Origin of the sequence: Pantoea sp. E2023-21, assembly GCF_051302795.1 — a bacterium.
In the GTDB taxonomy this organism is placed as follows: domain Bacteria; phylum Pseudomonadota; class Gammaproteobacteria; order Enterobacterales; family Enterobacteriaceae; genus Pantoea; species Pantoea ludwigii_A.
Genome location: NZ_CP195344.1, coordinates 3829020 through 3843321, shown reverse-complemented (window position 1 = coordinate 3843321; position 14302 = coordinate 3829020). Strand labels below are relative to the sequence as shown.

Below are 14302 nucleotides of genomic sequence, written 5' to 3'. Positions count from 1 at the left end.
CTACTATAACCAGCATCGACTTAGTCTGCAGTTGTTTTCACCTATTTGGATTAAGCCCATGAATGTACTGATTGTGTATGCCCATCCGGAACCGCGCTCGCTAAGTGGTTCACTCAAAGATTTCGCCGTGCAGCATTTGCAGAATGCCGGACATCAGGTGCAGGTGTCTGATTTATATGCCATGCAGTGGAAAGCGCAGCTCGACGCTGACGACACGCGCGCCCCGCTCGTAGGCGACTATTACGATGCCACCACAGATTCACGCTTCGCCTATGATCATCAGTTGCAGGCCACCGCTATCGCCGCCGAACAGGAGAAATTGCGCTGGGCCGATACGGTAATTTTCCAGTTTCCACTGTGGTGGTTTTCGATGCCCGCCATTATGAAAGGCTGGTTTGATCGCGTTTACGCCAACGGTTTTGCTTACGGCGTGGGCGAGCATAACGAACAGCATTGGGGTGATCGCTACGGCGAAGGCCATCTCAGCGGCAAACGCGCGATGCTGGTGGTGACGACGGGCGGATGGGAATCGCACTACAGCCCGCGCGGCATTAATGGCCCAATTGCCGATCTGCTGTTCCCGATTCATCACGGCTTGCTGTTTTATCCCGGCTTTAGCGTGCTGCCGCCGCTGGTTTTCTACCGCGTACAAAAATCGGCAGCAGAACGTTTTGCTGGCTGGTGTGATGCGCTGGCAACAAGGTTGGATACATTGGCAGAAACGACGCCGATTCCTTATCGTCAGCAAAATGGCGGTAATTATGAAATTCCTGCACTGACGTTAAAAACGGAGTTTGTACCAGAAGAGAGCGGTTTTGGCGTGCATGTGAAGCCGTAAAAGGCAGCAGGCTCTGTGTTGAGCCTGCCGTTATTCGTACAACCAGCGCCCTGCTTTCGCTGATTCAATCAACATTCCCAGCGTGAAATCGGGCACTACAGGTACATCACGCTTGTTGAAAGGATTGAGAATCTGCGCCAGCGATGGCTCAGCGGGATAGTACGTTTCAATGACAAATCCGCCGCGATCGACGCTGAACTCGCCGAAGAACTCATCCATCAGGGCAGCAGCTTCTTCACGCTCGAAGTTAAGATCGCTATCAATATCAATCTGCGGCGTCAGCGTCTTTTGCTTAAACAGGTACACGCCGTCGTAACGTCGCACCAGCTCGTAGATACGCTGCTCAATTTCAACTGTCATCGCTTCTGCACCTCCACTGATTTCACCGGAGCGCCATTCTGCCATGCAATCTCAACAGTTGAATGAAAAAAATCTCTGCCAGAGAATTTTGAGACAAAGGGAGATATATCGGAATGGAGGGGGTGTTTTCAGCCAATTACTAAATTGGGCGCCTGGACAGACGTGACAGTCAGAGCAGAAAAAGAATCGAGGAGGAAATCAGGGTGAACGCTTGGTTTAAATTGAACTAGGCGATGATACGAAGAGTTAAAAAGAGGATCTTAGGAGCGATGTGATAACGCAGAACAATCGAAAAAGCCGGATTTTAGATACAAAAAAAGCCGCTCGTAAGCGACTTAATTTTGCATCAATCGATGGTGCCGAAGGTCGGACTCGAACCGACATGTATCTCTACGGTTGATTTTGAATCAACTGCGTCTACCGATTTCGCCACTTCGGCACTGAAGAGGATGCGGAAAACGTTGGGGATTATACCTTTACACGCAGAGTGCGCAACTGGAATCGTTGGGGATGTGCGCTAAGCGCTGAAAAAAACAGCATTTTGCGGCTAACTGCTTGTTATACCGCCAATCCCATCAGCCACAGCGAGATTAGCGAAAACCAGAACGGTCCCAATTTTCCCCAATCCGGCCTGTTAACTGGAACTTTCCGAATCCAAACCTCTCTTAACCAAAACTGACGCAGTCAGAACATAAAAGACAACGAGGTTGAGATGAAATTACAACGTATGATTTGGGGATGGGGCATTGCGGCAGCGATGGTTGCGGGGAGCGCATCAGCAGCAAGCTGGCAGGATCAGTTGAGCAGTGCAGCATCGCAGCTGTCACAGCAGAACAACAGCACCAGCAATACCAACACCACGCAGAATGGCGGCATGTCACTCTCTTCGCTAACCGGCCTGCTGAACGGCGGCGATAAAGCGGTGAGTTCCAACAGCATGACCAACGCCGCAGGCGTGATGTCCTATTGCGTGCAGCACAACGTAGTGGATAACAATGTGACATCGGTGAAGGATCAGGTGCTGAGCAAGTTGGGTTTAAGCAGCCCTGCCGCGCAAGAACAAAAAACGGATTATCAGCAGGGTTTGCAAGGCTTGCTGAATACCGGCAATGGCCAGCAGTTGAATCTGCAAAGCCTGAGCAACTCGCCGATGGGTGAGAAGCTGAAAACCAAAGCCTGCGACGTGGTACTGAAGCAAGGCAAAAAATATATCGGCATGTAAGGACGCGCCGGTATCAAGGCGCGAGCTGTCCCTCGCGCCTTTTCTTTAATCCAACAATGCTTGCGTCTCCTGCACCGTCCCCTGCAACAGCTCCCGCGCCTGCTCCAGCGATCGAATATTGGTATAGCCAATCACCAGGCCATAGCGTTTCTGCGTCTGCATATACCAGCCGGAAAGTGGCAATACGCGTAGCCGATGCCGTTGCCAAATCTCCGCCAGCGCCTTGTCCTGGGTGCCGTGTGGCAGGAAGGCAACAATGTGCATACCGCCATCGGTTAGCTCAAAATCAAAGACATCCGGAAAACACGCCTGCAAGGCATCCAGCATCATGCGGCGTCGCTGCTGATAGAGAATGCGCATCTTTTTGATGTGGCGATAGAAATGCCCTTCGCTCAGGAACTGCGCCAGAATCTTTTGTGGCAGCAACGACATGCCGGTTTCAAGGATTTCCCCCAGTTCGCTGAAGCGCGCGAGCGTCTCTTTTGGCATCACCAGATAACCCACGCGCATGGCTGGCATCATGGTTTTGCTGAAAGTGCCGGTGTAAATCACCCGATCGTCTACATCGAGGCTTTTCAGCGCCGGAATCACTTTGCGCGTGTAATGAAATTCGCCGTCATAATCATCTTCAATAATCCAACTCTGGTTCTGCTGCGCCCACTCCAACAGCTGATGCTTACGCGGCAGCGATAAGGTCACCGCCAGCGGGCTGTGATGGGTTGGTGTGACGATGGCGAAACGCGCATCCGCGTGATAACGCAGCAGATAATCGACATTCATGCCATGACGATCGACCGGCACGTAATGCAGATTCGGCGCGATCCGCTTCAGCAACTGTTGCCCGAAGAAGTAGCCGGGATCTTCAAACATCACCTTGTCGCTTGGCTGCGCCAGCACCGCCAGAATCAGTCGCAGATTGGCGCGATAGCCGCTGGTGATAAAGATCTGTTCCGGCTGGCAGTTGAGCCCACGCGAAATGTTCAGGTAGCTGGCGATGGCTTCCCGCAGCGGCTGATAGCCCATAACCGGCGGCAAAATCATCTCATCCGCACGCAGGCTGCGCGCGGCTTTGCCGGAAATCAGCAGCCACTTCTTGTGCGGAAACGCATCCAGCGCCGGAATGCCAAGCCGCAGCTCGCCTTTACTCTCGCGCTGGATCAGCGCGCTGGCTGGTGGCGCAGGCTGCGCTTTTTTTTCTGTTGCCGCCGCCAGAATCAGTTCTGGATTGATCCGCGTACCCTTCGCGCCCTGACTAACGAAATAGCCTTCGCCGATAAGGATTTCATAGGCGGCTTCCACTGTTTTTCGCGCCACCTGCAACTCGCTCGCCAGCGTGCGAATCGCCGGTACGCGATCGCCCGGCTTCAGCTGCCCTGCGAGAATTTGCTGGCGATATCGCGCATAAATCTCTTTGTACCCCACGCTATGTCCTACCTTTTTTTACGTTTTTTGTCTCTTTTAACTCAGACATAGAAGTTTAAGATGCACGCATCAACCACGCAATGCATCGCCATCTCGCTTGAGGAAGAAATGAATGAAACTGCTGCACATCAAAGTCAGCCCCGATTTGGCGGGTTCGGCATCGCGCATCGCCTCGGCGCATTTAGTGGAAAAGCTGCGGGTGCAACATACCGATCTTGATGAGACTGTGCTGGACCTGGCGCAACATCCGCTGCCGCACCTTGATGCCTTTACCATTGGCGCTTTCTTTACCCAGCCAGATCAGCGCGATGCAGCGCAGCGGGCCGCCATCCACACCTCGGAGCGTTTGGTCGATCAGCTGTTTGCCTGCGACACGTTGGTGATCTCGTCGCCAATGTGGAACCTCGGCTTGCCGTCGGTGCTGAAAGCCTGGTTCGACCATATCACCCGCGCCGGACGCACCTTCGCCTTCACGCCGGATGGCAGCAAAGTCGGGCTGGTGAACGGTAAAAAAGTGTACAGCGTCGTCGCCAGCGGCAGCATGTTTGCGCACGGCCCGTTCGCGCAGGATGACCAGTTCACGCCTTACATTCGTGTGGCGCTCGAATACATCGGCATTAGCGATGTGGAATTTATCCGCGTTGACGGCACGCACGATCCCGTCAGCCGCGCTACCGCTTTACCCCATGCACTGCAATCCATTGAACGTTTATTTTGCTAAAGAGGACAACACCATGACGTCACGCGTTAACCATTTCAAAAACATTCCCGCGCTGGTGAAAACCTTAGGCGACGCCACCGCTGCGCTGGGGAAATCGTCACTCGATACCACCATTAAGCATCTGGTTGATCTGCGTGCATCGCAACTCAATCAATGCGCGTTTTGCGTAGACATGCATGTAAAGGAAGCCAGGCTGCACGGCGAGCGCGAGTTGCGTCTGCATCATGTGGCAATCTGGCGTGAATCACCGCTTTTCACCGCCAAAGAGAAAGCTGCGCTGGCGCTGACCGAAGCCTTGACGCGTCTGGGCGATCACGGCATCGATGAAGCGCTGTACAACGAAGTGCGCGCCCATTTCTCCGAAGTCGAAACCAGCGAACTGACATTCTGCATCGCGGTGATCAACACATGGAATCGCCTGATGGTGCTTTCGCAGATGACGCCGGGCGCACTGGATAGCGCGTATGGTTTGGATCGTGCTGATTTACGTTAATTTTTACCGCCAGTAGCTCACGCTGCTGGCCGTACCATGTTCATCTGCGCTGCCTGAGGCTATAGTGAGATTTTGCACCACACAGGACAGCGCACATGAAAGGCATCAACATTGCGATTTACTTCGATCCCGACCAGATTCACATCTGCGTTCACCAGCAGGATGACAGCTATCTCAGCCAAACCTTTATTTACGACGACAGCGTAATTGAAGAGATTTATCAGTGGCTGGAGCAGTTCACGCCTAATCGCACCCACATTTGCCTGATTGAGCACGATACCGCCGATATTCTTGCCGATGAGTTGGTGGATAACGGTTTTCACGTCCATCAGGTGACGCAGCACGATCTTTTGACCTGGTTCGCCAACGAACCGCCCGCCGAGCCCGACGGTTCACCGGTGCGCGCACTGCTGCGTTATCTGGAGAACGAGCAGCCATCCGAATACCAGTCACGCACACCGCAGATTGAAGCGTTGATGGACCTGCTGGATGAGCTGGACGATCTCGAAGGCGTGGATGAAGTCGAAGATGAAGACCATCTGCCGGATGACGTGCTGCGCCTGATGAAGCAGAAGAAAATTAGCGTGCAAGACGCCGCCCAACGCCTGCTGCCGGATGTGAATGAGCGCATTCGCGAGCATTTGATTAACTATCCCGAACTGATGACGCCCGAACTGCTGCAGGATTTCTTCCCCGAGCTGCTCGAAGCGCTGGATACGCCGAAGCATTGATGTTCGGGTAGGTGCGGTGCCCACCACGGTCGCCATAAATGGCGACCCTACGGTGGTGTGCCGTAACTGCGCGGTTCGGTTTTTGTAGGGTCGCCATTCATGGCGACCCTTCGGTGGTGTGCCGTATCTGCGTGGTTCGGTTTTTGTAGGGTCGCCATTCATGGCGACCTGGGAATGTAAGGAAATTTCATGCTGGAGTTGTTTAAAGCCATCGGGCTGGGATTGGTGGTGATTTTGCCGCTCGCCAATCCGCTGACTACCGTGGCGCTGTTTCTCGGCCTGGCGGGAGACATGAATTTTCAGGAACGTAATCGTCAGGCGATGCAGGCCTCGATCTACGTATTCCTGATCATGATGGTGGCGTGGTACGCGGGCAGCGCGGTGCTGCACACGTTTGGTATCTCGATCCCCGGCCTGCGCATGGCGGGCGGACTGATTGTCGCGTTTATCGGTTTTCGCATGCTGTTTCCAGCGAAACCGGTTGGGCATTCGGTTGAAGCTAAGCACAAGCTGGATGAGCTTGATGCCAGCGATAACGATCGCGAAACCGTGAATATCGCCTTTGTGCCGCTGGCGATGCCGAGCACCGCTGGACCGGGAACCATCGCGATGATCATCAGCTCCGCCTCCACGGTAAAATCGGGTGTGGATTTCCCGGCGTGGGTGGTTGCCGTCGCGCCGGTGCTGACGTTTTTGGTCGTGTCGGTGATTCTGTGGATTTCGCTGCGCAGTTCTGGCGCCATCATGAAGCTGGTGGGTAAAGGCGGGATCGAGGCGATCTCAAGGCTGATGGGCTTTTTGCTGGTGTGTATGGGCGTGCAGTTCATCATCAACGGCGTGTTGGAAGTGATTCACAATTACCATTGAGTCGTCGCATAAAACCAGGTCGCCATGAATGGCGCCCCTACGTTGTAGGGTGCGCATTAATGCGCACCTGGTTTTAATCTTATTACTTCAACGTCTTACGTACTTCCGCCACCTGATCTTTGGTCACCGCCGGGGCATTGTTGCTCCAGCCCTGACGAATGAAGGTCGCCAGTTTAGCCACTTGATCATCATCCAGACGCTGAGCAAAATCTGGCATCGCTAGCGTTGATGGCGCCTTCTCGGTCGATGGCTGCTGCGCACCGGCCAGAATGGTGTGGATCAAACCGCTTGGATCTTTGGCATTGACGATCGTCGCCTGATCCAACTCTGGGAAGATCCCCGGCGCACCTTTACCGGTGACAAAGTGACAGGCGCCGCAGTTGTCGATATACAGACGCTCACCTTCCGACAAGCCTTTCGCGGCAGTCAGTTTCGCTTCGGTTGCCTGTTGCTTCTGTACGTTGTACGCCTGCAGCGGCGGATTACCCCCCAGGAACTTCAGATAGGCGGCGATCGCTTTCAGGTCGGCATCTGTCATGTGCGAACTGGAGTGCTCAATCACCGACTTCATCTCACCGCCCACCGCCGCCTTGTCGTTACGACCGGTTTGCAGGTAATCGACAATCTCTTGCTCGCTCCAGCGTGGCAGACCACGCAGTGACGGCACATCCCAGTTGTTCAGGCTGCCACCGGCGAGGAACTGATCGTCGCCGCTATCCAGCGCTTTCTCATTCATGCCAAGACTGCGCGGCGTATGGCAGCTGCCGCAGTGGCCCAGGCTCTCCACGATGTAAGCGCCGCGGTTCACTTCTTCTGACGCGCCACCAATTGGCTGGAAAGGTTTGTCTGAGGTGAATGCCCAGTTCCAGAAGCGCATGCCCCAGCGCTGGCTGAATGGGAAGCTCAAATCGGTTTCCGGCGGCTGCTCGCTGCTTGGCTTCACGCCCTTCATGAAATAGACATAAAGCGCGTGCATATCAGCATCGGAGATCTTGGCATAATCCGGATACGGCATCGCCGGATAGAGACGCGAACCGTTCGGCAGCACACCTTTGCGCACCGCGTCCGAGAACTGCTGCTCGCTGTAGTTGCCGATGCCGCGCTCTTTGTCCGGCGTGATGTTGGTGGAGTAAATGGTGCCGAGATTCGACTCAATCGCCAAACCACCGGCGTAATCCCCTTTGCCAGAAACGGTATGGCACGCCATACAGTCGCCGAGGCGCGACAGGTATTCACCCTGCTTGATCAATTGAGCTTCATCTTCCGCGTGAGCCTGCATGGCAAAGCTGCCCAACAGCACGGCGTTGGCGATTAACAATGATTTTAATTTCATGCGCTTATGCCTGTACCAGTGGACCGGGATTTTTCAAATAATGTTCTTTGATTGCTTGTGCTGCCATCAAGGTGATCGCGCCGATGGTATCGGTCGGGTTCGCCTGGAAGTTTTGCGGGAAGGCATTGCCGCCCGGCACAAACACATTGTGAACATCCCAGCTCTGCAGGTACTTGTTCAGTGCAGAGGTTTTCGGGTTATCGCCCATCACCGCGCCGCCCACGTTGTGGGTCGAAACGTATTTGGTCAGGTCAAAGTCCGCGCCCATCGGCAGGAAGCTCATGCTCATGCTGTCCGGGTTGAGTTCTTTGGCGATGTTGCCGACGATCCCTTTCAAGTGCTGTTGCAGCTTGAGTTCGTTCTCTTTCCAGTTGAACGTCATGCGCAACAACGGCTGACCGCGATGGTCGGTATAGTGCGGATCGAGGTCCAGATAGATATCGCGATACGACTGGCAAGTGGTGGTGATGCTGATCTTCATGGAATGGTTGTACCACTCCTCCAGACCTTCCTTGTAGCCCATGCCCCAGCTCGGTGTACCTTTTGGCAACGCTGCCGCCATTGGCGTACCGGTGGCCTGCGAACTGTGGATCTTGGCGCCGCCCAGGAAACCAAGGCCCGGACCGTCGAAGTTGCCTGGTGAGATGTCGTTGAACATCTGGCCGGTAGCGCCTGCGGTGGCGTAAGAGTTGAAGTTTTTGTCTTTGAAGAACAGCGTTGCGCCGCCGTTCGACAAGAACGCGTAGTTACGCCCTACCACACCTTCTTCGGTGATTGGGTTATACGGTTTGCCGATACCGGACAGCAGCATCAAACGCACGTTGTACAGCTGGAAGCTGGAGAGCACCACGATCTTCGCCGGCTGGAACACTTCGTTGCCGTCGACGTCATAGTAAATCACGCCTTTCGCAGTTTTCTGATCGTCGTGCAGTACCACTTTCACCACTTCTGCGTGTACTTCATAAGAGAAGTTAGGCATACGCTTCAGTGAATCCATCACCGCGGTTTGTGGTGAGGCTTTTGAGTAGTTCAGGCACGGATATTTCGAGCAGTAGCCGCAGTAGTTACACGGCGCGATCTGGTTGCCGTACGGGTTTTTCCACGCACGCGATACGCATGCAGAAGGGTTAGGGAACGGGTGATAACCGAGTTTGGTCGCCGCTTCTTTGAACATCACGTTGTTCAGCGTGTCTTCCAGCGCAGGCAACGGATAAGGTTCAGAGCGCGGACCTTCAAACGGATCGCCGCCCGGCAGAATCTGACCGCGCAGGTTGCCGGTGTTGCCGGATTGGCCGCAGATCAGCTCAAACTTGTAGTAATACGGCTCGATCTCTTCCCAGGTGAACGGGAAGTCCATCACGCGCATATCTTCCTGCAGGATGCCCGGCTTGTAGGCCTCATCCACGTAGGTTTTCAGCTTCAGATCGGTTGGGGTTGGACGAATCAGAACCGCCGTCCAGTGCATGCCCGCGCCACCCACGCCGGTACCCGGCGCAAATGCGCCCCACTTGCGGGTCGGCAATGCAGTCTGGTTGCTGTTGTAACGTACGGTGACCGCCACTTCTTTCGGGGTGGCGAATACTTTGTTACGCACGTTGTAAGCGTATTCATCTGCCGGTTTCGGATAAGCGAAATCCGGGTAGTCACGCTCGCCGCCGCGCTCTAATGCGCGCACTTCTAAACCAGCCAGTGCCAGTTCAATACTCATCAACGAGCCGGCCCAGCCGAGGCCGCAAACGACGACGTCGACTTCTTTCTTTGTAATCTGTGCCATGTTAATCCTGTCTCACATACCAAAAACGGGGGTGTGCTTACGCGCTTTCACCCAAGAGGCTGACCGGTCCCAGCGGGTACGGCACGTTGTGCTGCTTCACCCATTCGGTAAAGCTGGCGCGTGCGCCCGGGAAGCCGATGGCAATCCAGGCTTTCATGCCTTTGTTGCCGCCGTACATCGGGTCAGCGAGGTAGCCGTGTTTGGTATCTGAAAGCAGCTGGCTGAAGAACTGCGAGGCTTTCAGGTTCTCTTCGCCAAGTGCCGCGAAGTCGATACCGTCGTTTTTGTTCACTTTGGTCAGAACCGCATCTTTCTCTTCCAGTGACAGCGCATGGAACGGTTTCTGGAAAGTGTTTTGCGTCCACTGATTCACCAGCTTGATACCGGTTTGGTACATCTGCTGTGGTGTGAACGGAATTTGGTAACCCATGGTCGCAGGCGCATGCACGTCAAAGGGACCTTGCATGTAAATCTCTGCACCGAACTCCGGGCTATGCAATTGCTGATCGATAAAGATCGGCACGTTGGTTTCCAATGCACCTGGCGCTTTACCTTTGCCGCCAGCAGGAATCAGGCGATCGGCCGCAGCCATGATGAATTGCCACTCATCGGCACTGAAAAAGATCGGTTTATAGTCGGCGAGCTCGGGCGCTGCCATCTCCGCAGCTTGTGCTGCAGTTAATCCCTTAAATACCAAGTCACTTAATGGCAAAGCCAGTAGCGACCCAAGTAAAAACTTACGTCTGGTGGTCGGTTTATTTAGAAGCATGGCGCGACGATTCTCACTTGCTAAGAAAGATAATTATTTTTGTTAATAGCTTTATAAATCGGTAAATAACCTGGCAATATTAGGGATATAGGTATTTCAGAATGTAAAAATTCAATTAACAATGTGTTTTGATGAAATTCAGTCATCATGTTGAATTTAGGTTATGGCTTGGTGAAAGGTTTTCGAGGCGAAAAAAGAGGTTTTAACCGTACATTTGATGGGATATTGGCACTAATAAGTGGGCATTTGACCAGGTATTATCGCGCTGAGCAATAATCGCATAAATGAATCAATGAAAAAAAATCATACTTCCATACCAGAGAATTATTCTCATTTATAACATCTTATTTACTTTATTGCCCAGCAGATGAACAATCTATTTCGCGGAAATGACAAGTCGCGCACAAAATAAACGCAATAATACCCAACCGTAATCAATTGTTATTTTCCGGCACAGCTCAGAACAAACCGGCATTTTGCCTGGAGAGCGACAGAGATAGAGTCATTTCATCTCTAATCCAGGAAAATAATAATGCGCTCACTGATTTTGCTCATCGCCTTATGGGGCAGCAGCTTTGCACTGCACGCCGCCACACCGAAAGATACCCTTGTCGTTGCCGTCCCGCTTGACGGCATTATTAGCTTTGACCCTGCTGAAAGTTTCGAAACCGTCAGTAACAGCGTGCAGCGTAATATGTATCAGACGCTGGTCGAGGCGGATCGCAATTCGCCGCAAAAGCTGGCGCCTCTGCTGGCTACCGGTTGGCAACAAGGCAGCACGCCACACAGCCTGGTGTTTAACATTAAGCCTGACGCACACTTCTCCAGCGGCAATCCGGTGACGGCACAGGATGTGATTTTCTCACTGACGCGCGCGGTGCAACTGAATAAAGCGCCCTCTTTCATCCTTGCCGAATTTGGCTGGACCCAGGAAAACATCGCCAGCCAGTTTAAGGTACTGAATGACCATCAGCTGGAGATTCAGTGGCCGGCGCAGATTGGCCAAAACCTGGCGCTGCGTCTGCTGACGGCACCGGTAGCATCGGTGGTGGATAGCAAAACCGTGCAGCAAAATGCCGTCAATAACGACCTCGGCAACGGCTGGCTGCATACCCACTCCGCCGGTAGCGGCGCATTTATCCTCCAGCAATATGTGCCGCAGCAGGCGCTGGTGCTAAGCGCCAACAAAGCAGCTAATCCGCAGCCGAAGCTGAAACGCATTCTGCTTAAAGGCGTGGCGGATGCTGGTGCGCGTCGTCTGTTGATTCAGCAAGGCGATGTCGATGTGGCCTATCAGCTCGGTCCGGATCAGATTGATGCGCTGAAGAGCGATAAAAATCTGCGCATTGAGGCCTTCCCCTCTAGCCTGGTTTACTACCTCGGTTTCAATACTAAGGACAAAGCGCAACCTGCCCTGGGCAACCCTGCGCTGTGGCAAGCCGCGCGCTGGTTGGTGGATTACCACTCCCTCTCGAAGGATTTGCTGAAAGGTCAGTACCGCATTCATCAGAGCTTCCTGCCGCAGGGTTTTGACGGGGCGCTGGAAGATCAGCCGTTCCATTATGATGTGGCGAAAGCCAAAGAGATTTTAGCCAAAGGCGGCATCAAGCCGGGGACGAAGTTTGCGCTGACGGTAATCAACCAGCCGCCCTACATTGACGTAGCGCAGGCCCTACAAGCCAGCTTCGCCAAAGCGGATGTGCAGATTGAGTTGCAGCCGGTGGCGGAATCGGAGCTGTGGAGCAAAATGCGCGGCCGTGATTTCCAGTCGATCTTTATCTATTGGGGCGCGGACTATATCGATCCCAATACCAACGCCAGCGCCTTCGCATATAACGTGCCGGGCGGCTCCAAAACGTTGGCGTGGCGCGTCGGCTGGGATATTCCCGATCTGAGCGCCAAAACTCGCGCTGCAGCCGGTGAAAGCGATGCCGCCAAGCGCCGCGCGCTGTATACCGATTTGCAAAAAACCGTGCAGCAGAACTCACCGTTCGTGGTGACGTTGCAAGGCGCACAGCAAGTTGCGGTACGCAATAACGTGAATCATGTGCAGCAAGGCATCGGCGTGAGTTTGCTGTTTTTTGATACGGTGCAGAAATAATGTAGATCGTGCTGCCATCCCCCCTTCCGGCCTTCCCCCATTTAGGGGGGAAGGTCGGGAGGGGGACAGTTGGCACAACCTTTTCGGCACAATCCTCCTCCCTCCTCGCGCGCCGCTTGCTATCCTTTCTGGCATAACCTATTGCCTGAGAGCGCAAAAATCATGACCACTCCGTTACTGATTGCCCAAACGCCTGACGTTCAACTGCATCTTCTCTCCAACATGGCGAACCGCCACGGCTTGATCACCGGCGCCACCGGCACCGGCAAAACCGTGACGCTGCAAAAGCTGGCGGAATCATTCTCTGAAAGGGGTGTGCCGGTGTTTATGGCAGACGTAAAAGGCGATCTCACCGGCATTTCCGCTGCGGGTGAAGGCTCAGAGAAGCTACTGGCACGTCTGGCAAAGATTGGCGTCACCGACTGGCAGGCGCAGAAAAATCCGGTGATGGTGTGGGATATTTTTGGTCAGCAAGGTCATCCGGTGCGCGCGACGGTGTCCGATCTCGGTCCGCTGCTGCTGGCGCGTCTGCTGAATCTCAACGAGGTGCAATCCGGCGTACTGCAAATCATCTTCCGCATCGCCGACGATCAGGGGTTATTGCTGCTGGATTTCAAAGATCTGCGCGCCATGACGCAGTATATCGGCGACAATGCCAAAGCCTTCCAGACGCAATACGGCAATATCAATAGCGCGTCAGTGGGGGCGATTCAGCGTGGTTTACTGGCGCTGGAGCAGCAAGGTGCCGAGCACTTCTTCGGCGAGCCGATGCTGGATATCCGCGACTGGATGCGCTGCGACAGCAATGGCAAGGGCTTCATCAATATTCTCTCGGCGGAAAAGCTCTACCAGATGCCGAAACTCTACGCCACCAGCCTGCTGTGGCTGCTGGCCGAACTGTATGAGCAGCTGCCGGAAGCCGGCGATCTCGATAAGCCCAAAATGGTGTTCTTCTTCGATGAAGCGCACCTGTTGTTTAACGATGCACCGCCGGTGCTACTGGAGAAAGTCGAGCAGGTGATTCGCCTGATTCGATCTAAAGGCGTCGGCGTCTATTTCGTCACGCAAAATCCGGCCGATATTCCCGACAACGTGCTAGGCCAACTCGGCAACCGCGTGCAGCACGCGCTGCGCGCCTTCACGCCGAAAGATCAGAAAGCAGTGAAAAGTGCCGCCGAAACCATGCGCGCCAATCCGGCGTTTGATACCGTTGAGGCGATTCAGGCGCTCGGCACCGGCGAAGCGCTGATCTCCTTCCTCGATGAGAAAGGCAGCCCGTCAATGGTGCAGCGTGCGATGGTAATCGCACCCGGCTCACGTATGGGGCCAGTCAGCCAGGATGAACGTAACGGCCTGATCAACAACTCGCCGCTGTACGGCAAATACGACAGCGAAGTGGATCGCGAATCGGCATTCGAAATGCTGCAAAAAGGCGTGCAAGTGGCAACGCAGCAAGCCAATGCACCGGAAGCCAAAGGTAACAGCGTTGATGTCGATAACGGCATTCTCGGCGGCCTGAAGAACATTTTGTTCGGCACCACCGGGCCACGCGGCGGCAAGCGTGACGGCGTGGTGCAGAGCGTGGCGAAAAGTGCCGCGCGCCAGGTCACCAATCAGATCATTCGTGGTGTTTTAGGCAGTTTATTAGGCGGACGACGTCGTTAAAAAAGG

General features: G+C 54.2%; 13 protein-coding genes and 1 tRNA gene. 8 read left to right on the top strand and 6 right to left on the bottom strand.

Annotated features, from left to right (window positions below; genetic code table 11):
- Positions 1-58 precede the first annotated feature (58 nt).
- Positions 59-838: an NAD(P)H-dependent oxidoreductase gene (locus ACRQ84_RS17945; RefSeq protein WP_483816743.1), complete on the top strand. Its 780-nt coding sequence runs from the start codon at positions 59-61 to the stop codon at positions 836-838.
- A gap of 30 nt (positions 839-868) precedes the next feature.
- Here the strand turns inward: ACRQ84_RS17945 and ACRQ84_RS17940 are convergent, their stop codons facing one another.
- Both ACRQ84_RS17940 and ACRQ84_RS17935 read right to left on the bottom strand, forming a co-directional pair.
- Complete coding sequence (locus ACRQ84_RS17940; RefSeq protein WP_483817948.1) at positions 869-1198, bottom strand: DUF1493 family protein; 330 nt, start codon at positions 1196-1198, stop codon at positions 869-871.
- A gap of 354 nt (positions 1199-1552) precedes the next feature.
- Positions 1553-1637, bottom strand: a tRNA-Leu gene (locus ACRQ84_RS17935).
- Between the two features lie 273 nt (positions 1638-1910).
- Between ACRQ84_RS17935 and ACRQ84_RS17930 the strand changes: the two genes are divergently transcribed.
- Complete coding sequence (locus tag ACRQ84_RS17930) at positions 1911-2420, top strand: YjjA family protein (protein ID WP_483816742.1); 510 nt, start codon at positions 1911-1913, stop codon at positions 2418-2420.
- A gap of 45 nt (positions 2421-2465) precedes the next feature.
- Here the strand turns inward: ACRQ84_RS17930 and ACRQ84_RS17925 are convergent, their stop codons facing one another.
- Complete coding sequence (locus ACRQ84_RS17925; protein WP_483816741.1) at positions 2466-3842, bottom strand: MocR-like pyridoxine biosynthesis transcription factor PdxR; 1377 nt, start codon at positions 3840-3842, stop codon at positions 2466-2468.
- A 112-nt stretch (positions 3843-3954) separates the two neighbouring features.
- Here ACRQ84_RS17925 and ACRQ84_RS17920 point away from each other — a divergent pair, with 112 nt between their 5' ends.
- The 4 genes from ACRQ84_RS17920 to ACRQ84_RS17905 all read left to right on the top strand — a co-directional run bounded on the left by ACRQ84_RS17920 (position 3955) and on the right by ACRQ84_RS17905 (position 6654).
- On the top strand, positions 3955-4563 hold the full coding sequence (locus ACRQ84_RS17920; RefSeq protein WP_483816740.1) for an FMN-dependent NADH-azoreductase: 609 nt from the start codon (positions 3955-3957) through the stop codon (positions 4561-4563).
- 13 nt (positions 4564-4576) lie between these two features.
- The gene (locus tag ACRQ84_RS17915; protein ID WP_064737691.1) at positions 4577-5056 is read left to right on the top strand and encodes a carboxymuconolactone decarboxylase family protein; all 480 of its coding nucleotides are present in this window, start codon (positions 4577-4579) and stop codon (positions 5054-5056) included.
- Between the two features lie 95 nt (positions 5057-5151).
- On the top strand, positions 5152-5787 hold the full coding sequence (locus tag ACRQ84_RS17910) for a hypothetical protein (protein WP_483816739.1): 636 nt from the start codon (positions 5152-5154) through the stop codon (positions 5785-5787).
- 189 nt (positions 5788-5976) lie between these two features.
- Positions 5977-6654: a MarC family NAAT transporter gene (locus ACRQ84_RS17905; RefSeq protein WP_064737693.1), complete on the top strand. Its 678-nt coding sequence runs from the start codon at positions 5977-5979 to the stop codon at positions 6652-6654.
- Positions 6655-6736: 82 nt separating this feature from the next.
- Here ACRQ84_RS17905 and ACRQ84_RS17900 read toward each other — a convergent pair whose 3' ends face one another.
- The 3 genes from ACRQ84_RS17900 to ACRQ84_RS17890 are packed head-to-tail and all read right to left on the bottom strand — an operon-like array spanning position 6737 to position 10530.
- Positions 6737-7987: a c-type cytochrome gene (locus tag ACRQ84_RS17900; RefSeq protein WP_483816738.1), complete on the bottom strand. Its 1251-nt coding sequence runs from the start codon at positions 7985-7987 to the stop codon at positions 6737-6739.
- 4 nt (positions 7988-7991) lie between these two features.
- A complete protein-coding gene (locus ACRQ84_RS17895) occupies positions 7992-9761 on the bottom strand; it encodes a GMC family oxidoreductase (RefSeq protein WP_483816737.1) in 1770 nt (589 codons plus the stop codon).
- A 37-nt stretch (positions 9762-9798) separates the two neighbouring features.
- Positions 9799-10530, bottom strand: a complete 732-nt coding sequence (locus tag ACRQ84_RS17890; protein WP_483816736.1) for a gluconate 2-dehydrogenase subunit 3 family protein — start codon at positions 10528-10530, stop codon at positions 9799-9801.
- 532 nt (positions 10531-11062) lie between these two features.
- On the opposite strand from ACRQ84_RS17890, the gene ACRQ84_RS17885 reads away from it, so the two are divergent.
- Complete coding sequence (locus ACRQ84_RS17885) at positions 11063-12631, top strand: ABC transporter substrate-binding protein (RefSeq protein WP_483816735.1); 1569 nt, start codon at positions 11063-11065, stop codon at positions 12629-12631.
- Between the two features lie 162 nt (positions 12632-12793).
- The gene (locus ACRQ84_RS17880) at positions 12794-14296 is read left to right on the top strand and encodes a helicase HerA-like C-terminal domain-containing protein (RefSeq protein WP_483816734.1); all 1503 of its coding nucleotides are present in this window, start codon (positions 12794-12796) and stop codon (positions 14294-14296) included.
- Positions 14297-14302: the final 6 nt, after the last annotated feature.

Coding starts and splice junctions, on each gene's coding strand:
- ACRQ84_RS17945 (WP_483816743.1), top strand. CDS start 59: ATGAATGTACTGATTGTGTATGCCCATCCGGAACCGCGCTCGCTAAGT.
- ACRQ84_RS17940 (WP_483817948.1), bottom strand. CDS start 1,198: ATGACAGTTGAAATTGAGCAGCGTATCTACGAGCTGGTGCGACGTTAC.
- ACRQ84_RS17930 (WP_483816742.1), top strand. CDS start 1,911: ATGAAATTACAACGTATGATTTGGGGATGGGGCATTGCGGCAGCGATG.
- ACRQ84_RS17920 (WP_483816740.1), top strand. CDS start 3,955: ATGAAACTGCTGCACATCAAAGTCAGCCCCGATTTGGCGGGTTCGGCA.
- ACRQ84_RS17915 (WP_064737691.1), top strand. CDS start 4,577: ATGACGTCACGCGTTAACCATTTCAAAAACATTCCCGCGCTGGTGAAA.
- ACRQ84_RS17910 (WP_483816739.1), top strand. CDS start 5,152: ATGAAAGGCATCAACATTGCGATTTACTTCGATCCCGACCAGATTCAC.
- ACRQ84_RS17905 (WP_064737693.1), top strand. CDS start 5,977: ATGCTGGAGTTGTTTAAAGCCATCGGGCTGGGATTGGTGGTGATTTTG.
- ACRQ84_RS17900 (WP_483816738.1), bottom strand. CDS start 7,987: ATGAAATTAAAATCATTGTTAATCGCCAACGCCGTGCTGTTGGGCAGC.
- ACRQ84_RS17895 (WP_483816737.1), bottom strand. CDS start 9,761: ATGGCACAGATTACAAAGAAAGAAGTCGACGTCGTCGTTTGCGGCCTC.
- ACRQ84_RS17890 (WP_483816736.1), bottom strand. CDS start 10,530: ATGCTTCTAAATAAACCGACCACCAGACGTAAGTTTTTACTTGGGTCG.
- ACRQ84_RS17885 (WP_483816735.1), top strand. CDS start 11,063: ATGCGCTCACTGATTTTGCTCATCGCCTTATGGGGCAGCAGCTTTGCA.
- ACRQ84_RS17880 (WP_483816734.1), top strand. CDS start 12,794: ATGACCACTCCGTTACTGATTGCCCAAACGCCTGACGTTCAACTGCAT.